21 protein-coding genes and 2 tRNA genes are annotated in these 26226 nt (G+C 49.2%); 8 read left to right on the top strand and 15 right to left on the bottom strand.

Annotated elements, in window-relative coordinates; translation table 11 throughout:
* Positions 1–78 precede the first annotated feature (78 nt).
* The 4 genes from KPC83_RS02145 (at position 79) to KPC83_RS02130 (ending at position 5065) form a co-directional block, all read left to right on the top strand.
* A complete protein-coding gene (locus KPC83_RS02145; protein ID WP_216278935.1) occupies positions 79–1695 on the top strand; it encodes a PucR family transcriptional regulator in 1617 nt (538 codons plus the stop codon).
* Positions 1685–2626, top strand: a complete 942-nt coding sequence (locus KPC83_RS02140) for an alpha/beta hydrolase (RefSeq protein ID WP_216278934.1) — start codon at positions 1685–1687, stop codon at positions 2624–2626. The genes KPC83_RS02145 and KPC83_RS02140 overlap by 11 nt, the downstream gene beginning before the upstream one ends.
* Before the next feature lie 49 nt (positions 2627–2675).
* A complete protein-coding gene (locus tag KPC83_RS02135) occupies positions 2676–3632 on the top strand; it encodes a 2-hydroxyacid dehydrogenase (protein WP_216278933.1) in 957 nt (318 codons plus the stop codon).
* A 494-nt stretch (positions 3633–4126) separates the two neighbouring features.
* Positions 4127–5065 (top strand): radical SAM protein, encoded by a 939-nt coding sequence (locus tag KPC83_RS02130; RefSeq protein WP_216278932.1) that lies wholly within the window; start codon positions 4127–4129, stop codon positions 5063–5065.
* Positions 5066–5274: 209 nt separating this feature from the next.
* Here KPC83_RS02130 and KPC83_RS02125 read toward each other — a convergent pair whose 3' ends face one another.
* The 5 genes from KPC83_RS02125 to rpmE form a co-directional block, all read right to left on the bottom strand.
* Positions 5275–6477 (bottom strand): MalY/PatB family protein, encoded by a 1203-nt coding sequence (locus KPC83_RS02125; protein WP_216278931.1) that lies wholly within the window; start codon positions 6475–6477, stop codon positions 5275–5277.
* Between the two features lie 159 nt (positions 6478–6636).
* On the bottom strand, positions 6637–7527 hold the full coding sequence (locus tag KPC83_RS02120; protein ID WP_216279230.1) for a YitT family protein: 891 nt from the start codon (positions 7525–7527) through the stop codon (positions 6637–6639).
* Between the two features lie 118 nt (positions 7528–7645).
* Positions 7646–8824 (bottom strand): peptide chain release factor 2, encoded by a 1179-nt coding sequence (gene prfB / locus KPC83_RS02115; protein WP_216278930.1) that lies wholly within the window; start codon positions 8822–8824, stop codon positions 7646–7648.
* Entirely contained in the window at positions 8824–11730 is a 2907-nt protein-coding gene (gene secA, locus KPC83_RS02110; RefSeq protein WP_216278929.1) for a preprotein translocase subunit SecA, read from the bottom strand. Before secA ends, prfB begins: the two co-directional genes overlap by 1 nt.
* Before the next feature lie 216 nt (positions 11731–11946).
* Complete coding sequence (gene rpmE / locus KPC83_RS02105; RefSeq protein WP_216278928.1) at positions 11947–12372, bottom strand: 50S ribosomal protein L31; 426 nt, start codon at positions 12370–12372, stop codon at positions 11947–11949.
* Between the two features lie 293 nt (positions 12373–12665).
* Between rpmE and KPC83_RS02100 the strand changes: the two genes are divergently transcribed.
* From KPC83_RS02100 to KPC83_RS02090, 3 genes are all read left to right on the top strand, one after another.
* Positions 12666–12953 (top strand): ACT domain-containing protein, encoded by a 288-nt coding sequence (locus tag KPC83_RS02100; RefSeq protein WP_216278927.1) that lies wholly within the window; start codon positions 12666–12668, stop codon positions 12951–12953.
* Positions 12954–12967: 14 nt separating this feature from the next.
* Complete coding sequence (locus KPC83_RS02095; protein WP_216278926.1) at positions 12968–14389, top strand: citrate synthase; 1422 nt, start codon at positions 12968–12970, stop codon at positions 14387–14389.
* Between the two features lie 76 nt (positions 14390–14465).
* On the top strand, positions 14466–15299 hold the full coding sequence (locus KPC83_RS02090) for a Cof-type HAD-IIB family hydrolase (RefSeq protein WP_216278925.1): 834 nt from the start codon (positions 14466–14468) through the stop codon (positions 15297–15299).
* A 210-nt stretch (positions 15300–15509) separates the two neighbouring features.
* On the opposite strand, the gene KPC83_RS02085 is transcribed toward KPC83_RS02090, so the two are convergent.
* The 5 genes from KPC83_RS02085 to KPC83_RS02065 all read right to left on the bottom strand — a co-directional run bounded on the left by KPC83_RS02085 (position 15510) and on the right by KPC83_RS02065 (position 17997).
* A tRNA-Lys gene (locus tag KPC83_RS02085) sits at positions 15510–15586 on the bottom strand.
* A gap of 23 nt (positions 15587–15609) precedes the next feature.
* Positions 15610–15686, bottom strand: a tRNA-His gene (locus KPC83_RS02080).
* A 148-nt stretch (positions 15687–15834) separates the two neighbouring features.
* Positions 15835–16311 (bottom strand): VanZ family protein, encoded by a 477-nt coding sequence (locus KPC83_RS02075; RefSeq protein ID WP_256441481.1) that lies wholly within the window; start codon positions 16309–16311, stop codon positions 15835–15837.
* Between the two features lie 37 nt (positions 16312–16348).
* Entirely contained in the window at positions 16349–17524 is a 1176-nt protein-coding gene (locus KPC83_RS02070; RefSeq protein WP_216278923.1) for a hypothetical protein, read from the bottom strand.
* A gap of 233 nt (positions 17525–17757) precedes the next feature.
* Positions 17758–17997, bottom strand: coding sequence for a glutathione S-transferase N-terminal domain-containing protein (locus KPC83_RS02065; protein ID WP_216278922.1), 240 nt, complete (start codon positions 17995–17997; stop codon positions 17758–17760).
* A gap of 302 nt (positions 17998–18299) precedes the next feature.
* Here KPC83_RS02065 and KPC83_RS02060 point away from each other — a divergent pair, with 302 nt between their 5' ends.
* Positions 18300–18896: a nitroreductase family protein gene (locus KPC83_RS02060; RefSeq protein ID WP_216278921.1), complete on the top strand. Its 597-nt coding sequence runs from the start codon at positions 18300–18302 to the stop codon at positions 18894–18896.
* Between the two features lie 283 nt (positions 18897–19179).
* Here the strand turns inward: KPC83_RS02060 and KPC83_RS02055 are convergent, their stop codons facing one another.
* The 5 genes from KPC83_RS02055 to map form a co-directional block, all read right to left on the bottom strand.
* Entirely contained in the window at positions 19180–20217 is a 1038-nt protein-coding gene (locus tag KPC83_RS02055; protein ID WP_216278920.1) for a 3-deoxy-7-phosphoheptulonate synthase, read from the bottom strand.
* 485 nt (positions 20218–20702) lie between these two features.
* Entirely contained in the window at positions 20703–21686 is a 984-nt protein-coding gene (locus KPC83_RS02050; protein ID WP_216278919.1) for a DUF559 domain-containing protein, read from the bottom strand.
* Between the two features lie 1065 nt (positions 21687–22751).
* Positions 22752–23867 (bottom strand): 5-methyltetrahydropteroyltriglutamate--homocysteine S-methyltransferase, encoded by a 1116-nt coding sequence (locus KPC83_RS02045; RefSeq protein ID WP_216278918.1) that lies wholly within the window; start codon positions 23865–23867, stop codon positions 22752–22754.
* A 209-nt stretch (positions 23868–24076) separates the two neighbouring features.
* Entirely contained in the window at positions 24077–25006 is a 930-nt protein-coding gene (locus KPC83_RS02040; RefSeq protein ID WP_216278917.1) for a LysR family transcriptional regulator, read from the bottom strand.
* A 27-nt stretch (positions 25007–25033) separates the two neighbouring features.
* Positions 25034–25918 (bottom strand): type I methionyl aminopeptidase, encoded by an 885-nt coding sequence (gene map / locus KPC83_RS02035; protein WP_216278916.1) that lies wholly within the window; start codon positions 25916–25918, stop codon positions 25034–25036.
* Positions 25919–26226: the final 308 nt, after the last annotated feature.

The following is a 26226-nucleotide window of genomic DNA, read 5'->3' as shown; positions in this document are numbered from 1 at the left end:
GGTCATCGGTCATCGGTCATCGGTCATCGGTCATCGGTCGTCTGTCGTCTGCATGCCTCTATATAAGGAGATTGTTCTGTGAACGTAGCTGATGTATTACATCTTCCCTCTTTTGCATCTGCCACCGTAATTGCAGGGGCATCTGGAACCACGCGCCAAGTTAGCTCGGCCATGGTGCTTGAAGCAGGTGACATCGAAAACTGGGGTCGCGAAGGGCAAATGCTTATCACCAGCTTTTATGCACTTGAGGCGCTTAACGATGCCGAGCTCGAAGTGTTTTTTGAAGAAACAGCGCGCCTTGGTATTAGCGCCTTTGTATTTAAGCCGGAGCGCCTCCTATCAAATCCGCCCAGCAAAATGATAGCGTTTTGCGAGCGCTGCTCAATTCCTCTCATTCAGATACAAGCAGATACACGCTACGAGGCGCTTTTGCTTGACGTGCTTGGTAATGTCATTGATTCAAACCTCACGCTCATGAATCGCTTTTACGAAGTGCACCGCCAGATTATGGCCTTTGCGCTTGAGCAGCCAAGCGTACTGCAAATTTTGCTCCGCTTGCGCAATATCATTCATACCAATCTGACCTTTTTAGATGCCGCTAAAAACCGTCGTATTTCAACTGACGAAGGCCTTACCAAGTACGAGATTGCCAAGCTTATTCCCATAAAGCCAGACCACCTGCGCGCTAACCAATACTTTGATGCGCAACTCGTGTATGAGGGTAAACCCCGACATGCAACTGCTGCACGTATCCCTAGCTCTGATGACCGTGCCTACTACCTGGTGATTCATGCGCTCAGCCATGAACTGTCATCTATTGATATTATGGCAATCGAGAACGTCATCAGCCTCTTGCAAATGGAAGTGCTGAAACAAAATGCGGTAAAGCGCAAGCTGTTTTTTAGAAATAATAATCTTGCGCACGACCTCTTATTAGGGCATTTCAAAAGCCTGAGTGAAGCTGAGGCGGTTGCCATAGAGTTAGGAATTGGCAGATACCCCTTTTATGAGCTGGTTATGATTCGCGTCAGTGTTAATCAGCACAATCAGGAACGCCTTGAAGAGGTCATTCGCGCCCTTCGCCAGCGTCTCACCATGGCATATCAAAACCTTGCATTCTATGAGACAAATGACCGCATTACCTTCATTCACAATATCCGAAGCGAGTCTGACCGTTTTGACAAAGCTGAGTTGGGGCAGATTCTCAGCGAAATGCAGACGCTCCCTGGCGTGCCAGAAATACAGTATCTTGCAGCAGTAAGCTCAATGGGCACGCGCGAAGCTATCCCACGGCTTAACAATGAAGTACTTGATATTGTGCGCTTCTTTGATAATGACCGGTATCACTTTACGGTTATTACCTATGATGAACTGGGTATTTACAAAATTTTTATGCGAGCGCACGACGTGGGACAGCTCAGCGATTTTATTGATTCACGTGTGATGAGACTGTACGAAGAAGCACCTGATTTATACGAAACCGCCGTCGCACTCTGTGAGCTGAGCCTTAACTATCATGAATGTGCCCGACAACTATTTGTTCACCCCAAGACGGTGCGCTACCGCGCAGCGCGCATGCTTGAACTCTTTGATATTGACGTGCGCAACTCCGATGACCGCCTGCAAATCTCTCTGGCAAGTCGCATGTTTAAGCTGATTGACACATCAAACAGGGAGAGCGACCGTGGCATGTAATGCAGTCCTTGAGGCTTTTGAGGCGGCAAGTGCGCTTCCTATAACGGTGACATGTGGGGCTGAGGAGACGCTGCTACCAGGCCGAGATAACACATGCCGCTGTAAAACCTGCATAATCTATCTGCACGGCGGAGGTCTGCTCTTTGGCTCAAAAGACGATTTACCGCTTCCCTATCGGCGGCTCATGAGTGATTACGGACACACTCTTATTACGCTTGGATACCCTCTTGCACCCGAAACACCAGCTCAAGACCTTGTTAGCGTAACGACCCATGCCATAGAATCGCTTATTCGTACGGCACGCAATCTAGGATATGCGCGGGTTGTACTCTTTGGTCGTTCTGCCGGTGCGTGGTTAGCGCTACAAGTTTGTGCGCGTTTGCAACGCCGTGCATGTGATGCTCAAATTGATGCGCTCTGGTCGTTTTATGGCTATCCTGCGCTCAACGAAGACTGGCTACATGAGCCCTCAGCTGCCTATATGGCGCTTCCCACTGTTTCTGATGCAGCTGTTGCTCCATTTTTAGCTGCTGCTCAAACCGGTGTTTATAGGCATAGTTACATCACTGAGGCCGACCCTCTCACACGCATGCAGCTCTACATTTGGGGACGGCAAAACGGTAAGTGGCTAGAAACACTAGGACTTCGCTCCCCCGATGAGGCTAACGAGCTCTCGCTATCGCCTGAGGACATTGCTGCGCTGCCACCCCTTTTTCTTGCAGCAAGCACCGGCGATGAGGATGTGCCGCTCGGTGCATCAAAGCGACTTGCGCGAGGTGCTCCATATGCGGTTATGCATCAAGTGTATTATTTGCCCCACGATTTTGACCGTGATATAACACGACCAGAAGGATTGCAGGCCTATCAAGCGGCTTTGAACTTTTTAGATTCACTGCCGAATTTAGCTGCCACACGCAAAACGACTACGTAGAATTGTTAGTCAAAACCTTATCTAGCCGCTTCTTTGAAAGGAAGTTCTCATGCATATTTGTTTACTCGAACCCTTAGGTATTGATTCAACCATTCTGCATGAACTTTCTCAGCCGCTCATTGACGCTGGTCATAGCTTTGTTGCAGCACATGATAAAAGTAGTAACCCTGATGAGCTTATCCGGCGAGCACAGGGCGCTGATGTGATTATGATTGCCAACAATCCGCTTCCGGGTGAGGTAATCCGCGCTTTGCCACAGCTCAAACTTATTGCTGTTGCATTTACCGGCATTGACCATGTTGACGTATCTGCATGTCGCGAACGTGGCATTGCGGTTAGCAATTGTGCTGGTTACTCTGACACCGCTGTAGCGGAGCTGTCAGTTGGTCTTGCTATTGATGTGTTTCGTCTTGTTGCTGCTGGACACGCAGCAGTTCACACGGGTGGCAATTCGACCGGTATGGTAGGTCGAGAAATTGCAGGAAAGACCGTAGGAATTGTAGGTACTGGGCATATTGGTACGCAAACCGGCAAGCTTTTTGCTGCGTTTGGAGCTCACGTACTCGGATATGCTCGGCATGAAAACCCTCAAGCAACTGCATTTGGCATACAGCATGTCAATCTTGAAACACTCCTTGAACAAAGCGATATTGTATCGCTGCATTTGCCGTTAAACGAAACTACGCGTAAGAGTTTTGGTGAAGAGCATTTTGCACGCATGAAGGAGTCCGCAATATTTATTAACTGCGCACGCGGGGCAATTGTTGATAACGATGCTCTTGCAGTGGCGCTCAACACAGAACAAATTGCAGGTGCCGGAATTGACGTCTTTGATATGGAACCACCTATTCCCGCAGACTATCCCCTGCTCAGCGCAAAGAACACCATCTTCACCCCTCATGTAGCCTATCTCACACAAGAAGCCATGATTCGTCGGGCTCACATTGAGTTTGAAAACGTTGCTGCGTGGTTAGCTGGCACGCCTCAAAACCTATGCGAGATTTAGGCTCGCTCGTTTCAATATAGGTGCACGCAGGTGTTTGGTGTTATAGCAGCCTACAAGATGCTGCATCACCACTTTGACCAGTGCTTTGGCAAAAATGACAAATTTGACGCAAAAATCTGTCATTTTTGACTAATTTGACATAAAGCGACAACTGTAGCTTTACTCGCAGCTCATCTACCTGCGACTTTGTTAAATAAATACTAACCCGCTGGGTTATAGAGAGTACTTTTTCGTCATTTTTGCCAAAGCGACAGATGTAACTTAACTATGTGACAAGAGCGCCAGCACCCGATACGACAAAACAGTACTGCTATTGCACTCTGCGATGTAGTGCCTATGAGATTCTTCAAGCTCAGCAAGGTACAGGGTGTTCGCACAACGCGCATAGATATATGCGCTGCCACAACAGTCTTATTGGCAGCTGCTTCTCATGAGCGCTATAGTATTTTCAGTGCAAAAAAGACGAACACACTACAAACGAAAGCACCAACCACATGCCGCTTCTCACACCACAAACGCTCGAACGCTGCGAGCTATGCCCGCGCCGCTGTCACGCAAACCGTGCTGCAAACATAGCTGGTGCCTGTGGGTCCACCAGCCGCCTCAAGCTTGCGCGTGCCGCGCGTCACCTCTGGGAAGAACCGCCCATATCAGGTACCAACGGCTCTGGTACCATCTTTTTCTCCGGGTGCCCGCTTGCCTGTGTCTTTTGTCAGAACCACGAAATTTCAACGGGTAACTTTGGTCTCACAACCACCGAACATCGCCTGGTTGAAATCATGCTTGAGCTGCAAGAACAAGGGGTTCACAACATCAACCTTGTCACCGCAACACACTGGGCGCATCTCCTTCCCCATGCCATCACCGAAGCACGCCGGCGCGGCCTTAGCATCCCCATCGTCTATAACACCAGCGGCTATGAACTCCCTGAGGCCATTCATGAACTTGGCAATCTCATTGATGTCTGGCTCACTGACTTTAAGTATGCCGACCCTACACTCGGCGCTCAGCTCAGTCGAGTACAGGACTACCCCAGCGTTGCTATTGAAGCGCTTGCTCATATGATGCAAGAGATTACCCACCGTGGCGGCATTCGCTATACCAACGACGGGCTTATGACTCAGGGTATCATCGTTCGACACCTTGTCCTGCCAGGTCATACAGATGACTCACTGCACGTGCTCGACCATATCTGGAATACCGCAGGTGATGTTCCCATTTCGGTTATGAATCAGTACACCCCCAATACACGCATGAAAAAACTCGGTGGCAATCTGGCTCGCGCCCTTAGCACCGAGGAATATGAATTAGTTCTTGACTATGCCGATGACCGCGGCTTTACAAACATGTTTTGGCAAGAGGGCGGAACCGTTGACGAAAGTTTCACCCCTGCCTTTGACACAACCGGAATTGAGCGCAAAGCCGACAGCTAAGCGCGTGTGCAAACGAAGCCTCGGCAATATGCCCAGCCTGCCTACATGTTCGTCTGCTGGCTACAACACAAGCGCGCACCCGCCAACTCCAACGCAAACGAGAACCCTATAATCACAACGCAAGCACGAGCACGCTTATTGCAACATAGCGTGCACCCGTTCATTACAACCTGTGCTCACAAGCAACGCTGCACCCATAAATCACTTGCTTACAGCACATGCTCCTGTAAGCGTATTAGTGCCTCGTCCAACAAAGATGCTGGCAGGGCTAAATTCATACGAATATGACATGGACCATGGAAGCGCCGACCATCTTGCCAGCCAACGCCAACGCGCCAACCTGCCTGTAGCAAATCATCAATTGTTTTCCCATGCTTCTGGCACCATGCTGTTGCATCAAGCCAAATCATATACGTTGCCTCTGGCTTCACAATCTCAATCTCTGGTGCATGCTCAGCAAAAAACGCACGAGCACGGTATACATTATTAGCCAACACCTCATTAAGTTCAGCCAACCATGCCTTACCCTCATCGGTATAAGCGCCCAACAATGCGTGGAGCGATAGCACGTTGGCGCCGTTATAATGCGACGACCCGCTCTGCGCCAACACCCGACGGCGCAGGTCATCGTTATAAATAATGTGATAAGCGCCCACAATGCCAGCAATATTAAATGATTTACTCGGTGCATACAGACCCACGGTGCGCATCCGCGCATCCGCGCTCACTGACTGCGTAGGCACGTGTACATGCCCAGGATGAATGACGTCTGACCAAATCTCGTCACTGATAACTACGCAATCATGCTTAGCATACACCTCCATAGCGGCTGCAATTTCTTCTCGCTCCCACACACGACCCGTGGGGTTATGTGGTGAACAAAAGATGGCAACGTTTGCCCCTGTCTTGGTAAGGCGGCGATCCATATCCTCAAAATCTAGGCGATAAACACCCGCAGCGTCTTTTACTAAAGGAGATAACTCAAGAGAAAACCCAGCTGCCGTCATGCTTTTGGTAAAACCTACATAGGTAGGGCTATGCACAAGCACAGTAGCCCCCGGCTCAGTACAAGCGGCAACCGCAGAAACTAAACCACCAAGCACGCCATGTTCGTAGCCGATATGTTGCGCCTCAAGACCTTCTACACCGTTGCGGTCGCGCTGCCATGAAATAATTGCGTCAAAGTAGGCTTGCGGCATATCAAAGTATCCAAAAAGTGGATGCTCAAGGCGCTTTTGTAGAGCCGCTGTTACCGATGGAACAGTTGCAAAACTCATATCAGCAATCCACATAGGAATAGGACTAAAGCCAGCATCAGGTGGCAGAGGTGCCTCGGGGACGATACCCATACCATCAAGTGCAATAGCATCCTTACCTGTGCGGTCATATACCGTTGTAAAGTCAAATGACATGCATAGCTCCTTTCATACGCGCTCACAGATTCCAATTCTAACGACAAAAACACTGAACAGCTAGTTTACTGCTCTGTTATTGATGTGCTCACCATACGGCTCTGTTTTAGCCAGATTTACGCCATACACCTTGCGAGTCTGCTATATGCCACGCTAGCTTTATTGACCCATATCCTTAAAGCCGTAGCCAATTGCCTCATTTACGTCGGTAATCATAAGAATTGCAGCAGGGTCAATTTCCTCAACAATGGTTTTCACGATACTCACTTCGCTCACGCTCATAATAAGCAAAATAACCGGACGTTCACGCTGTGTATAGGCGCCGCGCGCCAACAGCTCAGTACAGCCGCGATCCATATCAACAAGGATTGTACGCTCAATCTCTTTGAACTTATCCGAAATAATAAACGCAGCACGTTGACGGTTGCCACCATCAACTACCATATTAACAACGTAGCCCATAAGCACCATGGCGATTGCTGCGTACAGAGCTTGTTCTAGTGAGAACACCGGTGCAGAAGCAGCGCACACGGCAACATCAATAGCCATAACCGTGCTGCCAACCGGCAGCGATGTGCGGCGCGAAATAATCTGACCAATGGTGTCTGAACCACCGGTATTGGCACCGCAGCGAAACACCAAACCATAGCCAATACCTGAGATAATACCGCCCCATAGCGTTGCCAACATGAGGTCGTTATTTCCCAGTGGAACAACAAAAGGTGCAAATAAATCGGTGAAAAAACCCAAAAGCAAAAAACCAGTGACCGTCTGCACTGCATAGCGCACGCCACCCGCGCGAACCACCAGCAACAGCAAAAGCGCATTCATAGCAATCGTCTGGATACCTACAGGTAAAACAACACCCTGTCGTAATGCCAGCTCAGCAATAATGGTTGCTAGTCCAGTTAAGCCACCTGCAGCAAGACCATTTGGAATCATAAAAGCATCGGTAGCAAACGCTGCGATTGCACACCCTACTACCACCAAAGGCAAATCACGTATAAACTTTGAACGGATGATGCGCTCAATATCGAGATGCTGCCGCAAACGAGATGTGCTTATCGACGCGTCATCGCGTGCATGCACCTCGCGCCGCACGCGCTTTGTCTTATCGCTCGCCCTGTCTTGACTAAGCTGAACGCCTCCACGCGCAAGCTTTCCCAGCCTACGCGCCATTACTCAAGTCCTCAGGTTCTTGAGCACCGTCACCAGCGTTTCCCGTTGCCCAGCGATGATAGCCCACCACAAAAGCATCGAGGTCGCCGTCCTCAAGCACGGCGTTAACATTGCCGGTCTCTACACCCGAGCGCAAATCTTTAACCATCTGATAGGGATACAGCACGTAACTGCGAATTTGATTGCCAAAACCCGCTGCTGTCTTAGGACCACGTATTTCATCGAGTGTCTCTTCACGCTTTTGCAGCTCAAGCTCATAAAGACGTGCGCGCAAAATCTGCATGCATGCAGCTTTGTTTTGAATCTGTGACCGCTCGTTTTGACAAGTTACCACAATACCGGTTGGCAAATGCGTAATGCGCACAGCAGAGTCAGTTGTATTAACCCCTTGTCCACCCGGACCACTTGCATGATAAACATCAATACGCAAATCATCTGCGGCAATATCAATTTCAATGTCATCGGGCAAAACAGGAATAACTTCAACACTTGCAAACGAGGTCTGACGACGCTTTTTTGCGTCGGTTGGTGAAATACGTACCAAGCGATGTACACCCGCCTCTGCGCGCAACATTCCAAAGGCATTGAGACCAGAAACCGTTATAGTTGCCCGATCAATGCCAATAACCTCTGCAGCTGGGCAATCATTTATGGTGACCTTCCAGTTGCGCCGCTCAGCATACTTGAGATACATCTTAAACAGCATGAATGCCCAGTCTTGCGCCTCAAGACCACCTTGACCAGGCTTAATGGTCACAATCGCATCGCCATGGTCAAAATCTTGTGTAAACCACGAAGCAAGCTCCATGTCGTCAAGACGCTGCACAAATGCATTTGCCGTAGCAGTTGCCTCAACCATAAATTCATGGGCTTCCTCAGGTGTGAGCTCATCAACCAAATCAAAAGCCGCACGAACATCTGACAGCTCGGCTTTAGCTGCATCATAGCTTGCGACGTCAACACGACAGCGTGATAACTCCTCCATTACCCGACGCGCAGCAGCACCGTCATCCCAAAATCCAGGGGCTGCACTCTCCTGTTCAAGCGCATCAATACGTGCACGCTTCTCAGCAACATGCAAATAGACCCCAACATGATTGAGACGCTCGCCAAGCTCAGCAACAGCAACGAGTGTTAATGGGTTTTGCTCATCAAAAGCAAGCGCCATTATTGAGCCTTACCGTGACAATTCTTAAACTTTTTGCCGCTGCCACACGGACATGCATCGTTGCGACCAACGTTGGCATACGCGCCCTCAGACTCAGCCTTAACATAGGTGCGCACACCTGCGCCGGCACGACCATCGACCCCCTGCATGGGAGTTCCCGCAGCTTGCGAAGCCTCGCGGCGAATGGTTGAGCTGCCCGAATCACCATCAAGCTCAGCAGGTCCACTATAAGACGCATGAGACAGCGCTGATGGCTCCGCCTGCTCGTTCACTACCTGCGCTTGGTTTCTGATTTCAAGACGCAAAATGGTGCGCAGATAGTCTTCATACATGGTATCAACCAGGAGCTGGAAGGCATGGAAGGCCTCAGATTTATACTCGACCAGCGGGTCGCGCTGACCAAAGCCACGAAGACCAATGCCCTGCTTGAGATAATCCATCTCTTGGAGATAATTCATCCAGCGCGTATCAATAACACGCAGCATTACCTGACGATTGAGTTCACGCATAAACTCATCGCCCAAACGCTCCGATTTTTCGTTATACAGCTGCTGCACAATCTCAAAAACAGTACCGCAAAGCTCCTCATAGCGCTGCTCTTCAAGCATCGGGATATTGTTTGCGCCTGTAAGCTCAAGGAGCCACTTCTGAAGACCTTCAAGGTCTTGCTCAGGGGCGCGACCATCAGGGCTGACAAATTCTGCAACACAACGATGAATGGTATCTTGCATAACTTCAACAACATGCTCAGATAAATCTTTGCCATCTAATATCTTATTGCGCTCGGCATAGATAACCTGACGCTGTTTGTTCATAACGTCGTCGTATTCAAGCACGTTTTTACGCATTGAGAAGTTGATGCTCTCAACCTTGCGCTGAGCAGTTTCGACGCTTTTCGACACAATCTTATGCTGGATTGGATAATCGTCTGGCATTTCGTTTTTGAGCATCATATTTGAGATGTACTCCATGCGATTGCCGCCAAAAAGGCGCATGAGGTCATCTTCAAGCGAGAGATAAAACTGAGTCTCGCCCGGATCGCCCTGACGTCCCGCACGACCACGCAACTGGTTATCAATACGGCGCGATTCATGGCGCTCAGTGCCAATAACCGTTAAGCCACCCGCTTTGAGCACTTCTTCGCGCTCGCGAGTACAGGCCTCGCGCACATACACATTTGCCTTTTGAAGCTCATCGGCCATGCGGTCTAATACGTCTTGCTCAACCTCAATACCTTGCGTAGCCAAGAACTCAGGACTGAGTTGCTCAGGCTTTCCGAGCTGCAAAATACGCTCAACATCAGCCGGTTCAATACCAAAGTCGAGGTTCATCAGCTCCTGCTGAGCAAGCTCATCGGGATTGCCACCAAGCAAAATGTCGGTACCACGGCCGGCCATGTTTGTTGCAATGGTAACCGAGCCCAAGCGACCCGCCTGCGCAACAATATGAGCCTCACGCTCGTGTAGCTTTGCATTTAATACCTGATGCTTAATGCCGCGTTTGTTAAGCAAGCGGCTCAAACGCTCAGAGCTCTCAATCGAAACCGTACCAACCAGCACGGGCTGACCAGCCTCGTGACGCTGTGCCACATCGTCAGCAACAGCGGCAAACTTAGCCTCTTCGGTGCGATATACCAAATCGTCATTATCACGGCGAATAACCGGACGATTAGAAGGCACTACCTGAACGGGAAGCTTATAAATCTCACGGAACTCTGCGTCCTCAGTTAGAGCCGTACCCGTCATGCCTGAAAGCTTTTCGTAGAGACGGAAATAGTTTTGCAACGTAATGGTGGCGAGTGTCTGGTTTTCTTCGCGGACAATTACGCCTTCTTTGGCCTCAATTGCCTGGTGCAAGCCCTCTGAATACCGACGACCTTCCATAATACGACCAGTAAACTCATCAACAATCTTGACTTCACCGTCGGCCACTACGTATTGCTTATCACGATGGAACATATACTGTGCTTTAAGTGCCTGTTGCAGGTGATTTACCAGCTGACCACTCAAATCAGCATAGATGTCTTCAATGCCCAAGCGCTGCTCAATCTTTTTAAGACCGCGCTCAGTTGCAGCAATGGTGTGCTTTGCCTCGTCCATGACAAAGTCTCCGGTGGGCTCAACAGGAGCCCCAGAGTTCATCATCACATCAAAGGAGACCTCTTCGCCCTGCTCAAGCCCTCGAACGGCTCGTGCAAAGTCTTTATAGGTGTGGGCGCTCTTTGTTCCAGCACCCGAAATAATCAAGGGCGTACGCGCCTCATCGATAAGGATGGAGTCAACCTCGTCCACAATGGCATACGCATGACCACGCTGCATGCGCTGGTCAGCGCGCAGCACCATGTTATCGCGCAGGTAGTCAAAACCAAACTCAGAGTTGGTGCCATAGGTTACATCTGCCTCATATGCCGGGCGCTTAAGCTCAAGCCCCATGCCATTTTGCAAAAGACCAACGCTCATGCCCATAAAACGATAAATGCGACCCATCCACTCGGAGTCACGCTTTGCTAGATAATCATTTACCGTAACAATATGAACACCCTTGCCAGCAAGCGCGTTGAGATAGCCTGCCAAGGTTGAAACCAGTGTTTTACCTTCACCGGTTTTCATCTCGGCAATTTGACCCGCATTGAGAGCCATAGCACCAATGAGCTGCACGTCAAAATGTCGAAGTCCAAGTGTGCGCTTTGATGCTTCACGCACTGCTGCAAACGCCTCAGGCAAGAGCTGCTCAAGCGTTTCGCCCTCCGCATATCGCTGGCGAAACTCTCCCGTTTTAGCTTGCAGCTCCTCATCAGACAAAGCTTCAAACTCAGGCTCTAAGCCATTGATGACTGAGACAGTTTTCTCATAGCGCTTGAGATCTCGATCAGATCCGAGCGAGAGTAGTTTAGACACGAATCCCATGCGGTTTCCTTTTCGCATTCGACATATAACCTAAGTAACTTTACCGGTCTTCAGCACGCTTGATGGCCTCGATATGACAGAGCACGGAGAAACCATCATAGCGATGAAACATTTCCACAAGTTAAAACACTTTAAGCAGCGGATTTCTCAATAAAAAACCCAGACAGGCGCAAAAGCACCTATCCGGGTATCAAAACAAGCAGGCTAGAGTAATTTCTACTCAGCAGCAGCCTCTGTAGCGGGCGCCTCTTCTGCCTCAGCAACAGGCTCAGCAGCTGGAGCCTCTTCTGCCTTCTTGGCATTTTCAGCAGCAAACTTCTCAGCGCGCTTAGCCTTCTGAACAGCCTTAGCCTCACGCTCAGCAGCCTTCTTAGCAGCGGCCTCTTCAGCAGCCTTTTGACGCTCAGCCTTCTTAGCGGCCTCACGCTCGAGTGCGGCAGCAGCAGCGCCACCAAACTTATCAGCAAAGCGCTGAACACGTCCGCCGGTATCAACAAACTTCTGCTGACCGGTATAGAACGGATGGCACTCGTTGCACAACTCAACCGAAATCTCGGCCTTGGTAGCACGGGTCTTAAAGACGTTGCCGCAGCTGCAACGCACGGTGCAGTCTACGTACTCAGGGTGAATTCCTGGCTTCATGGCAGGGCTCCTCTTGTCTCATGCTCTGGTTACCGACCAGAGCGCAAAGGGTGCTTTGGTTTCCGACCAAAGCAATTTACAGCAGTTGGTAAGTCTAGCACAGACTTGGCATGCTGAGAATTACTCACAGGATTTATATAGCTGTGCTTCTTATCGGTGACAAACTGGTAATACCCGAACAAATATGCACGCATACCGGTACAATGAAGCTACTTCATGCTGTATATCTGAGATTTGCATACGTATATATCCTGCGCATATCTAGCACCACAGCCCAACTCAAGGAGGACTCTATGGCCGAAACAAGCTCGCATCGCGTTGTAATTACCGTGCTTGGCAAAAACCGAGCCGGCATTGTTGCTGCGGTTGCTAACATTTTGGGAAAGGCCAATGTCGATATTCGCGATATTTCGCAAAGCATTTTAGATGACATTTTCACCATGACCATGATTGCAGATATGACGGATGCTCACCTTGACTTTGCTGACTTGCAAGACGAACTCAATCACGCAGGCGAAGCGGTGGGCGTTACCATACATATGCAGCGCGAAGATGTTTTTAACTTTATGTATCGTCTATAGAATCAGGAGCTTACATGGGCTACAACGCACAAAATGTTCTTTATCGCTTTGACGATGCACTCAGCCGCTTAGCAATTGATTTTACGGCAAGTCGTCAAATTTCTCCTGAAAGCGAGCGCCTCTATCATGGTGCTTCAACGGAGCCCTACGATGAAGAACTCTTTTGCGAGCACCACGTAAAGCGCGGACTGCGCAATGCCGACGGTTCAGGTGTTGTTGCTGGTCTTACCCGTATCTCAGACGTGCATGGCTATGTCCGCGAAGGAGAGCGCGTAATCCCCGATGAAGGTAAACTCATGCTTCGCGGGTATGACCTTGAAGAGCTTATTCGTGGGGCACAGAGCGAAGACCGCTTTGGCTACGAAGAGCTTGCCTATCTCTTGATTACAGGCGATTTACCTCGCGCCGATGAACTGCAAGATTTTATTGATCGTCTCAGTGCTCACCGCACCATTAGTGAGGCCTATATTAAGCAATTCCCTGCCTCAACAGTCTCAACAAGCATCATGAATGTACTGGCACGTGCGGTGCTTCTGCTTTATGCCTTTGATGCCGAGCCTGACGATATTTCGCCAGAGCACGAAATTGATGTTGCTATATCACTTCTTTCGCGGCTCCCCCGCATTGCCGCGCTTGCACGTCTCTCGGCAGAAGCCCAGCAAGAAGGTCGTGCGCCACTTATTGCTGCGCCTGACTTAAGCCTTTCAACAGCAGAGACCATTCTTTCTGTGCTTCGTGGCGACGAGTCGTATACGCACGACGAAGCTATGCTCTTAGACGTTATGTTGATGCTACATGCCGAGCACGGCGGCGGCAACAACTCAACCTTTGCATGCCGTGTTCTCTCAAGCTCGGCTACTGATGCATACTCTGCCTACGCTGCGGCAATTGGTTCTTTGAAGGGACCTCGCCACGGAGGAGCAAACGCTAAAGTTGTACATATGCATGAAGATATTCGCGCTCACGTTGCTGACTGGGAAAATCTCGACGAGCTAGCAGCATATCTCACGCGTATCTTAAAACGTGATGCTTTTGACAACAGTGGTCTTATCTATGGTATGGGTCATGCGGTATATACCAAAAGTGACCCCCGCGCGCGCATTTGTCGCTGCTATGCCAAAAAACTGGCGGAACAAAAGGGTCTTGGCGCTGAGTTTGCCCTCATTGAGCGCATTGAGACTTTGGCGCCTGAGGTCATGCGTGATGTACTGCATACCACAAAGCCTATCTGTGCCAATATTGACCTCTATACGGGCTTTATCTACACCATGCTCGATATTCCTCAAGCGCTCTTTACGCCGCTCTTTGCCGTGGCGCGAACGGCAGGCTGGGCAGCTCACCGGATGGAAGAACTCTTTGGAGCTCATCGCATTATTCGTCCGGCCTATGTTTCGATTATGGATAACACCAGCTATACTCCGCTCAATGAGCGCTAGCAACACAGGTATAGCGCATGTAGCGCTCATTGTTGATTGGTGTGTATAGTTTTATATGGCGCAATAAAGGATAGACATGCTTGTATTTTCTGACCTCGATGGAACCTTGCTTACCACCAATAAACATCTTCGTCCGCGCACCTTAGCCGCGCTTGATGCGCTTGCCATATCAGATATTGAATTTATTCCAAGTACAGGGCGTTCAGCCGGTGAGATTCCTTATGAGCTCAAAATTCACCCAGCGGTTCACTACGTCATTGCAGCTAATGGCGCTAGTGTTCTCGCTCTTGATGAACATGACAAAGCCGATTTTGACCGTGCGACCACTCTTCAACACTGGCCCTTATCACGCGAACACGCACACGCTGTGCTTGCCATTGCGCGCAAATATGACGTGACCTTTGATGTGTTTGGCGATGGTCACTGCTACCTTAAGCGCGCATGGTATGAGCGCCTGCATGAGTTTGTGAGTCACAAGGCCATTCTAAAAAGCATGCTTGGAACGCGCAGACCCCTCGACGAAGAGCCTGAGGTTACGATTGAGCGTGTTCATACCCTTGAGCGTGTTGCCATGTATTGGAAAGACTCGCGAGAGCGCGACGCCATACTTGATGAGCTTTCCTGCATTGAAGGTATAGAAGTCACTCGGTCATATCCCATGAACATTGAAATAATGGAAGCAGGCACTTCAAAAGGAACCGCAGCTACATGGCTTTGTGAACACTTGGGGCAAGCTGCGGCTGATGCTTTTGCCTTTGGTGATAATCTCAACGACATCGAAATGCTCACTGCTGTTGGTCATGGCTATGCCGTTGCCAATGCTGAGGCAGAGGTTCTAGCACATGCACCGCTTTGCTGCCCTGCCAACGATGATGATGGCGTGGCACAAGTTTTGGAGCAGCTGGTTTAGGAGCGCGAGCGGCATAGGCGAGCATGCACCCTAGCTCTTGGCGAGCAGCAACGCGGTATAAGGCGACGGCTTGAGTTGAAAGCGGCATCTCAGCATAAAACGATGGCGTGAGTTAAGAGCGCTAATAGGCATGCATTTCGAACAAACCCGTCAAACTGAGGTTTGATAACAAAATAGGGAGCCGTTTTAGGCTCCCTAACTACTGTTAGATGGTGGACCGTCAGGGATTCGAACCCTGGACCTTGGGATTAAGAGTCCCCTGCTCTAGCCAGCTGAGCTAACGGTCCTTATATCTGCTTGCCGAGAAAAGTGGGGTGGGTAAAGGGACTCGAACCCTCGACCTACGGGACCACAACCCGTCGCTCTAGCCAACTGAACTACACCCACCGTATATCCTCGCGCAAAGCGCTTGACCATTATGCACAATGCCGCCCTCATACGCAAGTACCAATTCTAATAAATTCACAGTCGCTCAACAGTCAGGCAAAACTACCGTGCATACGGCTCGAATCTCTGTATCATACGCCTCTCTACACTACATGCCTTTGCTGGTGCGCCGGCGCTTGTTACATCTCTCAAGGTGCAAGGCAAGCATGATACCCAACAAAACGCCTACCGTATCGAGCACCACGTCTTGCACCTGTCCACTTCGACCAGGAACCGCAAGTTGAATGCACTCATCGATTACTGCAGATACAACACCGGCAGCCAAGGCATAGCCCCAGACCTTCCGGCGCACCAAACGTAGTGGTCTAAACATCTGCATAGCAATAACGCCAAGCAAGGTATATTCGCTCAAATGCCCCATCTTCCTGATAACAAAATTGCTTAGCCACCCCACCGGAATACCCCACAGTTGCAATCCATGTCGCAGCTTATCAAGCACCCCATGGCTGACCACCGAACTTGAATCACCCGGAACCAGTGAATTTCCCCAAATTATCAATAGCATCAAACAAAAGCACAGAACCCACCTTTTTGAGATGGACTCTGTGCGCAATCGTTTTTTCATAGGAAACCAGTTTTCTTCATGCCCACTTGTAGATGGGCTATGCCTCACGCGCCCGAGCCTCGCGTGCAGCTACGTCAAGTTTTGGCATAGATGCTGTACGACCTTGAATAACACGCAAGAACTCTTTGCTGGTACGACGCATACTGTGCGACGAAACCTTTGAGAGTTCCTCGCCCAAAATCTCATTGATATGCCCATGCATCTGCGTTTGACGCTCGCCTTCTGCCATAGCCTCTGCACGCTCAGGGGTCAGCGGCATAACATCAAGCGAAGCCCGCGGCGCACGTGCAACTGCCTCAATGCGCGTGTCCTCTTGCTCTGCCTCATGATGTGCTACCTGTGGTGACAATGCACCCTCAGTATCCTCGCTCATAATTTCTAAGGCAGATGCCCACAGTGATTCGCGTCCACTATAATCAGCCACCGCAACGGACACCTCAGTAGATGTTGCCTGCGACACGGCAGTTACAGATGACTGTGCGCTTGCAGCTGTGGACGCTTGTACGGCAGCAGCCACAGGCAGCCGCACGGAAGCAACGGTAGACGGCTGCGCAGCCGCATGTGCAGTACTTGATTGTTGCGCCAACGAACGCAGAGCTGCTGTTTTCTCGGATTCCTCATATTGACGCTCAGCCGACGCTCCCTTTGCTAATTCTTCAAACGCAATTTGATAAATATCTTTTGAGCGCTCAGCATCGCAGCTTATAGGAGAGTTTTCATCAAGCAGCTTATCAATTTCTGCCCATGCCTCAGCCTCAGATAAGGCATCGGCGGCCCGAGTAATAATGGGGATATCCTTTGCAGCACGACGCGAAAACACGCCTGTCATGCCAAGACGCTCCGCAGCGCTTTTATCTTCATCAGCACGCGCAAAGCGTGTGCCACGTACTTCTTGCGCAAAATCTTGTGAGCTTGATGCGGCACTGTGCGCAACTTCCTGAGACTTTGAGTTCTGAGCAAACTTGGCTGACTCAGAAAACTCAGTAAGCTCAGGCACCTCGTTGGCAGACTTCAAGAGCGCGTGTACCGACAAGGCACATACTCCCGCACCTAGCAAAGAACCCGCCGCAAAGGGCGCAGCACTCGTCACAACCACTTGGTGCAAATCATCAAAGGGAATGGTCGCTGCATAAAGCGCCGCAGGGACAATCAATCCGATACCAGTTGCAATGCCAGCCGCAATAGCTGGGTGCCGACGAGACTGCAATGCCATCTTAGGACTCCATTTCGCGCGAACAACCAAACACGACCAAGTCGTGTCTTCTTCCCATCATTCGCAGGAAACCGATGACAATAGCAGGCAAGCGGCACCAAATACATACAGGGTAACAAGCTTGCTTTAGGCAACGGATGCGGTTCGTTTCATCTGTGTTTTCCGTCGCGAATTGCCTGTATTATGCGCAATCTTTCAAAGAAAAACAAGATAGCGCACTTAAATTGTGCAAGCTAGGCAAACTGCTGCTTAAGATACGCAATAATATCCCCCGACTCATACAGAGGCTTGCCATCAATGAAGAGGCACGGAACCTGGCGTTTGCCGCCCACCTCAATCAGTTTCTCGGCATTTGCTGGGTCAGCAACAATGTCTTTTAACGGCAGCTCAATGCCAAGCTCATCCATAACGCCCAGTACCTTCTGGCACCATGGGCAGGTGGGCTTGTAATAGAGTTCATACGATGTAGCCATATGCATTCCTAACTCATCATGACCATGTGTGTGGTCGTTTCTGTGTAGTTGACATATACCCAATCTAATAACTCTATGCATCACGTATGGCAAACTCAGCTCTTGGCACCCAAAAGCTTCATGCAAAACTGGCAGGCTTGATGCACGTACTCCCGTATGCTGGGTACTCATGCGCCCATAGACTAACAAACAACTCAAAGCAACATCATTTAATTAACGGACTATCTAATAATCTATTTTTGCAAAAATGGGTATAACAAAGCAATGTTAGACACCTTTATATACATACTTTGGAGGATGTTATGACCTATCAAGACATTATTAATAAGCGCCGCTCTGTATATGCGCTTAACCACCAACTGCCGGTGAGTGAAGATGAAGTGCTCACGCGCATTAAGGATGCGCTTGTTGCAAGCCCATCTGCCTTTAATATGCAAAGTGCGCACGCTCTTATTCTTTTGGGCGAGCAGCACAAAACACTCTGGAATGACATCGTTACCAAGACCTTACAAGCAATTGTTCCTGCCGAAAACTTTGAGCCAACGCAGCAGAAAATGAATATGTTTGCAGCAGCATATGGCACTGTGTTGTTCTTTGAAGATGATGAGGTAGTAAGCAACATGAAAGAACAGTTTGCTACCTATGCTGATGCCTTTGATACTTTTGCAGCGCACGGACAAGGCATTGCTCATGTCAATGTTTGGAATAGTCTTGCCGAGGTGGGAGTAGGTGCTAACCTGCAACATTATAACCCCATCATTGATGATGCGGTTCGTGAGCGCTGGAGTGTGCCTGCTAACTGGCAGCTCAAGGCGCAGCTCGTCTTTGGCGGCATTGAGGGGGCGCCCGGTACTCAGGAACGCATGAGCGCAGACGAGCGTATTCGCATTGAGCGCTAAGGCTTGTCTGTATTGACGTAAGGCCTGTCTGTATTAAAGCGCAGGGCCTGTTTGTATTAAAACGCAAGCTCCAAACAAACCCCTATCGAGTTTTTCGATAGGGGTTTCTTTTTGAATTATCTGGGGTTTGAAGAGAACTTGGATGAGCGGTGCTTTGAGCCAGATCGCCTCTATATCTAGCGCCGTGCGCACAGCACTATGTTGGCACAAGCGCTGTGTTGGAACGGGTGCGGTATTGGTGCAGCCGCTCTATTAGTGCAGACGCTCAAATGATACAGGCTCTCTATTGATGCATGCAGTCTGCCATCTCAAGAACCAGCCGCTCGGTCTTTTCCCACCCAAGGCACGCATCGGTAATTGACTTACCAAAAACTCCCCCGTCAACTGCCTGATTGCCGTCCTCTAAATAAGACTCAATCATAAAGCCGCGCACCAATGCCGCAATAGCGTCGTTTCTATTGCATGAATCCACGACCTCATGGCAAATACGCAGCTGCTCCATAGGGCGTTTGCCTGAATTATCGTGATTGCAATCGATAATAGCCGCGGGGTGAGCATAGGTCTGAGCATCATAGGCCTCAGCCAAACGCTCCAGATACTCGTAATGATAGTTGGGATAATTTGCTCCATCTGAGCCGGTATAACCCCTAAGCACCGCGTGGGCTAAAGGATTGCCCGATGTCTCAACCTCCCAGTTGCGAAACAAGAAGGTCTGAGGAGCTTGAGCCGCAAGAATTGAATTGAGCATCACCGCTGTTGAGCCGCCGGTTGGGTTTTTCATGCCAACAGGACACGGTACGCCCGATGCCACCAATCGATGCTCCTGGTTTTCAACCGAACGCGCACCCACGGCAATGTAGCTCAACAAATCGATGAGATACTGATAGTTGCTTGGATAGAGCATTTCATCTGCAGTAAACATACCGGTTTCTTCTACCACGCGCAGATGCATACGGCGAATAGCACGCACGCCCTCAAGCAAATCGGGAGCAGCCTCTGGGTTAGGGTTGTGCAAGAGGCCCTTATAGCCCGTTCCTTTTGTGCGGGGTTTGTTGGTATATACACGCGGAATGATAACAAAGGTGTCTACGACACGGTCACGCAGGTCAGCGAGCTTTTCCATATACGCAAGAACAGAGTCTTCGCGGTCAGCCGAACAAGGACCCATAATCAACAGGCGCCGTTTGGTATCAGTCCCTGTGAGAATAGCGGCAACCTCGGCATCAAACTGCGTCTTCCGCGCTGTTGCATCAGATGACAGCGGTAATTCTTCGCGAATCTCTTTTGGTATAGGCAAGCGACGCTTGAAATCCATGCTCATACGTTCTCCTCCTGCGGACTCTCGACGTGATATGCGCGCCATTATTACAGCGCGCTTGGGTATGTGCAAGAACATAGGCCACGGTATTTGTATTGTTACATGACGCGGATGCGAGGGGTGGTAGAGCCGTTACCTGTTTTGACTGAAATGAGTAATTTGGTGATGCGGCTGTTAGTGATTTTGGCAGAACAGGCAATGTGGTTGTATTGCTGCTGGTGTATTGGCAGAACAGACAATGTGGTGGTACTGCTGCCAGTACTTTTGACAGAAATGGGCAATCTGACACTAAATTCTGACAAAAACGGGCAATGTGGTAATTAACCCCCTATTGGGTTTTTATATGCAACTCATCTACCTGCAGTTTTATAAAATAACTACCAACCCTCGGGGGTTCTTTAGTGTCAGATTGCCCATTTCTGTCAAAAAGCACTTGTAGAGCACAAAGCTATGAATGACGCACATTAACGTTAGGTCTATGGAGCTTGTCACCTCGATGATTTGTCTAACATCCGACGAAGCAAAAATCGGCGCAACGCTGCTTGCTTTTCAACAAACTCATCCGTGTGGCGGTCCTTTCGCAAACCCGCAGCGCGCTCAATTGTTAGCATCAAACGCTGGAAGTCTTGAGGTTGAAATAAGGCGTGCTTCCATATTGCAATTACTCGATAGCCCAGCGCCGCCAAGGTGTTACGTCGTTCTTCGTCAGATACTGCCCGTTGCGACTCCTCGTGATTAAAACCTTGATACTCAAGGATGAGCTTTGCTTGTCGTAATAAGATGTCGGCATAAAAAGCATGCGAACGCGTTAAATGGCGCAAACGATTAGGCACCTCAATCCGCGCATTCAAATCAAAATCAATGACTCCTAGGCCTCCGTGTTTTCGAGATAAACCAACGAGCATCGCGCACACGGTTTCCATGGGAGAACGTGCACCGTTACGTGTAAAACGCAGAGCAGATAAGGTTTTTGTACGTCCCATCTTATGTACACAGCTCTGGGCAAATGCAGTGAGATTTTCAACGCTTGTCAGCTGAATACGTTCGCAAAAAGGTTCTTCAAGCTGTAGTGGTAAATGGTATGCTCCACACAGTTCATAAAAATATTCAACGAGTTCAAGGAAACTAAAATCTTGAGATGACTGCACCGCAAGCAAGGGTGCCGTTGGAACCATTAGGTGTTCAAAAACCTGCAGACTTTGAGCCGGCAATGCCTGCGAACATACATGACAACTTAGATGAGGAGTACGCAAACGAGCTTGTGTACTCGGCACTAAAATATGCAAGGGCATATAGTCTTGTTGTGGCAATCCATATGCAGCAAGCACTCTCTGTGCTTGTGCTACATCGTCATGGACAACCTTAAAGTCTTGAAGCGCTTGAGCTTGATTGGGCACTAACAATGAGGCTGCCGGATAATCCTTCAGCCGATACCAGGCGCGCGCCGTTTGATGTGAAATACAAAGTCTCATGTAGAGAGCATCGCAAATTAGAACGAAAAAAGCGAACTAAAGTTTTACATATACGCAGTTCATCGGTGGAAAACTGCTCAACAATCTAGCCTAAATCTTCTCAACATCTTCGTTGAATCTCACGTGTAGCTACTCCAAAACTCCACTACAGTTCAGAGGCTATATTTTGAGTAAAGAAATCTAACAATTGTTATTTTTTACATAAGTTGAGCATATAGTTTTCCACAAGCTCAACTATGGAATATTTTTGTAGCACCCCTAATTTGACTAATAACGATTGGCAAGTCATTTATGGGTAGCCTGATTCCGTCACCAAAGTTTTTTAACAGTGCTTGCTAAGTGGCAACCAATTGAGCCAAGCCATAAGCAAGCGGCTGGCAGCAGTTTTGGTGGAGGCGGGCAATGTGGGTGATACGGCCGCTACCTGTTTTGGTGGAAACGGATAATCCGATGAGGCAGCTGTTAATGCTGTTGGTTGAAACGAGCAATCCGGTAAGGCAGCTGTTAATGCTGTTGGTTGAAACGGGCAATGCGGTGATAGATTGATGTATCGATTTTGGCAGAACAGGCAATGTGGTGGTACTGCTGCCAGTACTTTTGACAGAAATGGGCAATCTGGCACTAAATTCTGACAAAAACGGGCAATTTGGTAATTAACCCCCTATTGGGTTTTTATATGCAACTCATCTACCTGCAGTTTTATAAAATAACTACCAACCCTCGGGGGTTCTTTAGTGTCAGATTGCCCATTTCTGTCAAAAAGCACATCTATCATTTAAGTAACAGACTTCACTACATGTAAGTTTTCTCGTTAAAAAAGCATCAGGTGAGCGAATCTCACGAATAAAACCCACAGCCCGTTAAACACACGCTGCTCAAACAAAACAAGGGAATGCGTAGCACCACACTACCCATCCCCTTGTATGACATTGCAAGCACGGCACAAGCAGCTCAAGTGCCAATACACGCTCAGACGCGCAACTACAAACACGCATCAGCTACCGCAGCAACACACGCAAATAAGCCCGCTACTTACCGCGCAAAAACCGTGCACACGCAAAAACGCTATGCCCAAATTTCCTCTGCAAGTGCGCGAACATGTGCCAGCTTAGCCCACTGTTCAGCCTCGCTTAACTTATTGCCAATCTCACAAGACGCAAAACCACACTGAGGTGATAGATATAGGCGTTCCCTATCAACAAAAGCAGCAGCTTCTGCAACCCGCGCCTTTATGAGCTCAGCACTCTCAAGTTCTGGACGCTTAGATGTTACAAGACCAAGAACCACCTTCTTATCAGTGGGAAGCTCGGCTAAGCACTCAAAGCCACCTGAGCGCTCATCATCAAACTCAAGGTAGAATGCATCAACCCGCTCTCGAGCAAACAAATATGGGGCAACACGGTCATAAGGACCGGTGCATGCGTAGGTTGAGTGATAGTTTCCGCGACAAACATGTGTGGTAACCGTCAAATCTTGAGGTAAATTCTCAAGCGCCAAATTATTGACCGTCAAGAAACGCTCAGCCTCCTCCTCAAAGCTTACGCCCTCGTTCATCTTATGTGCCCAATAGCCATCATCAACCAGCATGCCCCAAGTGCAATCGTCAAGCTGAATATTGCGGCAGCCCGCCTCATACAAATCGAGAATAACTGTGTGATACGCAGCGGCTAAATCATGAATAAGCTCATCGTCACTAGGATAAAACTTGCGCGTAGTAATGCCATTATCCTCACGAAACAGCTCGGCGAGAGTCTGTGCTGGCGCGGGAATACACTGCTTTGCAACGGTATGCTCATCACAAAGCGCCTGAACAAACTTGAAGTCCTCAACAAAGGGATGATGCTCTCCGCTGATTTTGCCTGAAACTTCAGCTGAACCATGTGTTGTTTCTTCGCCATGGAAAAAATACCCGTGGTCGAGTTCAAGGTGCTCAATCCCGTTTAAGCCCCACATGAAGTCGAGATGCCAATAGCTCCGACGAAACTCGCCATCAGTAATTACCGCATAGCCTGCTGATTGCTGCTTTTTTACCAAATCGCGAATGCAAACGTCTTCAACCACTCGCAGCTGCTCGGCACTCAAAAGACCTGCTTCAGCGTCAGCACGCGCTTGCTTGAGCACATCAGGGCGCAAAAAACTGCCTACATAATCAAAACGAAACGGTGCATGTACATCTGCCATTGCATCTTCTCCTGTATCTATCCATACCTGCTAGAGGCATACGTTTTAACACTGCGCAGCATCGTAGCAAGACATACTCAATACGGGAAATACAAAGTAGTAATTATGGGCTATAGCTTTTCTCTATAATACGAGGTAGATAGAGCAGTCTAAGAAAGCCCCGAAAAGCAAAACGCGTTCAGACCCAATTGCCCTATTGCTCTATTGCCCTATTGCGCAATCCCTGATTGACGAGCGGCATCGGCACATCGTTTGAGTTCTGCAATATAGCGCTCGGCAAAGACACCCGGCGCCACCCGAGTATGCGTGATGTAGCCAATTTCCATGGCATCATCCACATCCAGAGGAACTGCAACAATCTGTGGCCCGTTAAGCTCTGCATTAATGACCCCACTGCTTATTGTATAACCGTCTAGCCCCAACATGAGATTAAACAAGGTTGCACGGTCACGCACCAAAATATCTTTCGCGCTCTCCCGCGTGCTCTGCAACTCCTCAGCAAAATAAAAGGCATTATGCTCATCACCCTGCTCATACGAAAGTCGCGGAAATGGTGCCAAATCATGAAGCGTTACGGAAGGTAGACCTGCTAAAGGCGAATGTGCTCCAACAAAGACATGTGGCTTTGCAACAAACAGCTGGGTAAAGATAAGCTCATTATCAGCGAGGCATTTTTCTATCACACTACGATTAAAGTCGTTGAGGTAGAGCACGCCCACCTCAGAGCGAAGAGCTGCTACATCCTCGATAATCTCAAAGGTCTGTGTTTCTCGTAAACGAAAGTCGTATTCTGGACCACCGAGCTGCCGAATTAACTCGACAAAGGCTTCAACCGCAAACGAATAGTGCTGCGTCGACACACAAAACTGATGCTTAATGGGAGCGCTACCAAAATAGCGCTCCTCAATTAGCTTGGTCTGTTCAATAACCTGGTGGGCATATCGCAAAAACTCAGCACCGTCAGTAGTAACAACCACACCTGTTGTGGTGCGATGAAACAGCGTAATTCCCAGTTCAGACTCAAGCTCTTGCACGGCATTTGAAAGCGATGGCTGAGAAATAAACAACGCCTTAGCAGCACGACTCATCGAGCCTTCACAGGCAATTGCAAGTACATATTTTAGCTGGACAAAGGTCATGTAAGTTCTTTCTGCGCTGTGGCGTAGTTACCAACTCAGAAGCTCGTAGCCCTCCTCAGTTACCACCAGCTGAACCTCCCACTGCGCAGAATCAGACCCGTCAGCGGTAGTCACTGTCCAGCCATCGTCCTCGCTTATATGTATCTGTGGGCGACCAGCGTTTACCATAGGCTCAATCGTAAAACAAAAGCCCGGCGCAAGTACCACACCTTCACCCGGCTCACCAACAAAACCTACAAAGGGGTCTTCGTGAAACTCGAGGCCAATACCGTGTCCGCCAAACTCACGCACCACGCTCATACCCGCCTCTTCAACACAGGTCTGTACCGCATGCGCAACATCACCCAGATAACCCCACGGCTTTACTGCCGCAAGCCCAGCCTCAACCGAGCGTTTTGTCACTTCAACCAAGCGCTGGCGCTCATCAGACACCTCACCGACTAGGAACATTCGCGACGAATCGGAGAAATAGCCATTTAGAATAGTTGAGCAGTCTACATTGATAATGTCACCTTCATTGAGAATTTCCTGCTCAGAGGGTATACCGTGACACACTACATTATTTATTGAGGTACAACACGACTTAGGGAAACCCTCATAATTAAGAGGTGCCGGAATAGCGCCATGCTCAACGGTGTAATCATGTACCCAACGGTCTATCTCAGCCGTTGAGATACCGGGTTTAATGTGTGCGGCAACATAATCAAGTGCGCCGCGATTAATCTCAGCGCTTTTTTTCATACCTTCAATGTCTGCCGCTGTTTTATATAAGGAACGTGGCAAAACCTCTGCGCCTGCGTGCGCACATTGTTGCAAGCGCTCATCAAAGCCCATATGGCACTTCTTATATTTTTTCTCGCTGCCACACCAGCACATATCGTTGCGACCCAGCTGTATTCCATCATCAAACATATTGCTATCCTTCTAAGATGTCACTTGTGTTTGCAGCCATTATTCCGCGACGTCGCCAGTTTTTTCACCACAGTTCAAAAATACGAAGAGAATGCACTATCACGGACAGGGGAAAACGGGCGCACTGACAAACGGGCACACGAGCAAACAGACGCACGGGCAAACGAACAAACGAGAGCGTAACGCGCTGATGCTCGCATCAACTCTTTACACCTGTAGATGCACGCTCAAATATGCCAAACTGCAAAACACATCTCAGCATATTTGCTTGTTATTCTGGTATTTTGCTCCTCTCACGCTCGCATATA

The organism is Collinsella sp. zg1085 (assembly GCF_018889955.1).
Classification (GTDB): Bacteria; Actinomycetota; Coriobacteriia; order Coriobacteriales; family Coriobacteriaceae; genus Collinsella.
The sequence above is the reverse complement of the archived record's forward strand: the minus strand, read 5'-3'. Positions and strand labels throughout refer to the sequence as shown.

Excerpts from the sequence above, each read along its gene's own strand:
- secA (WP_216278929.1), bottom strand. The coding sequence starts at position 11,730 with ATGGGATTCGTGTCTAAACTACTCTCGCTCGGATCTGATCGAGATCTC.
- prfB (WP_216278930.1), bottom strand. The coding sequence starts at position 8,824 with ATGGCGCTTGCTTTTGATGAGCAAAACCCATTAACACTCGTTGCTGTT.
- KPC83_RS02135 (WP_216278933.1), top strand. The coding sequence starts at position 2,676 with ATGCATATTTGTTTACTCGAACCCTTAGGTATTGATTCAACCATTCTG.
- KPC83_RS02045 (WP_216278918.1), bottom strand. The coding sequence starts at position 23,867 with ATGGCAGATGTACATGCACCGTTTCGTTTTGATTATGTAGGCAGTTTT.
- KPC83_RS02055 (WP_216278920.1), bottom strand. The coding sequence starts at position 20,217 with ATGAGCATGGATTTCAAGCGTCGCTTGCCTATACCAAAAGAGATTCGC.
- KPC83_RS02095 (WP_216278926.1), top strand. The coding sequence starts at position 12,968 with ATGGGCTACAACGCACAAAATGTTCTTTATCGCTTTGACGATGCACTC.
- KPC83_RS02075 (WP_256441481.1), bottom strand. The coding sequence starts at position 16,311 with ATGAAAAAACGATTGCGCACAGAGTCCATCTCAAAAAGGTGGGTTCTG.
- KPC83_RS02100 (WP_216278927.1), top strand. The coding sequence starts at position 12,666 with ATGGCCGAAACAAGCTCGCATCGCGTTGTAATTACCGTGCTTGGCAAA.
- KPC83_RS02130 (WP_216278932.1), top strand. The coding sequence starts at position 4,127 with ATGCCGCTTCTCACACCACAAACGCTCGAACGCTGCGAGCTATGCCCG.
- map (WP_216278916.1), bottom strand. The coding sequence starts at position 25,918 with ATGTTTGATGATGGAATACAGCTGGGTCGCAACGATATGTGCTGGTGT.
- KPC83_RS02090 (WP_216278925.1), top strand. The coding sequence starts at position 14,466 with ATGCTTGTATTTTCTGACCTCGATGGAACCTTGCTTACCACCAATAAA.
- rpmE (WP_216278928.1), bottom strand. The coding sequence starts at position 12,372 with ATGAAGCCAGGAATTCACCCTGAGTACGTAGACTGCACCGTGCGTTGC.
- KPC83_RS02050 (WP_216278919.1), bottom strand. The coding sequence starts at position 21,686 with ATGAGACTTTGTATTTCACATCAAACGGCGCGCGCCTGGTATCGGCTG.
- KPC83_RS02070 (WP_216278923.1), bottom strand. The coding sequence starts at position 17,524 with ATGGCATTGCAGTCTCGTCGGCACCCAGCTATTGCGGCTGGCATTGCA.
- KPC83_RS02125 (WP_216278931.1), bottom strand. The coding sequence starts at position 6,477 with ATGTCATTTGACTTTACAACGGTATATGACCGCACAGGTAAGGATGCT.
- KPC83_RS02040 (WP_216278917.1), bottom strand. The coding sequence starts at position 25,006 with ATGACCTTTGTCCAGCTAAAATATGTACTTGCAATTGCCTGTGAAGGC.
- KPC83_RS02060 (WP_216278921.1), top strand. The coding sequence starts at position 18,300 with ATGACCTATCAAGACATTATTAATAAGCGCCGCTCTGTATATGCGCTT.
- KPC83_RS02065 (WP_216278922.1), bottom strand. The coding sequence starts at position 17,997 with ATGGCTACATCGTATGAACTCTATTACAAGCCCACCTGCCCATGGTGC.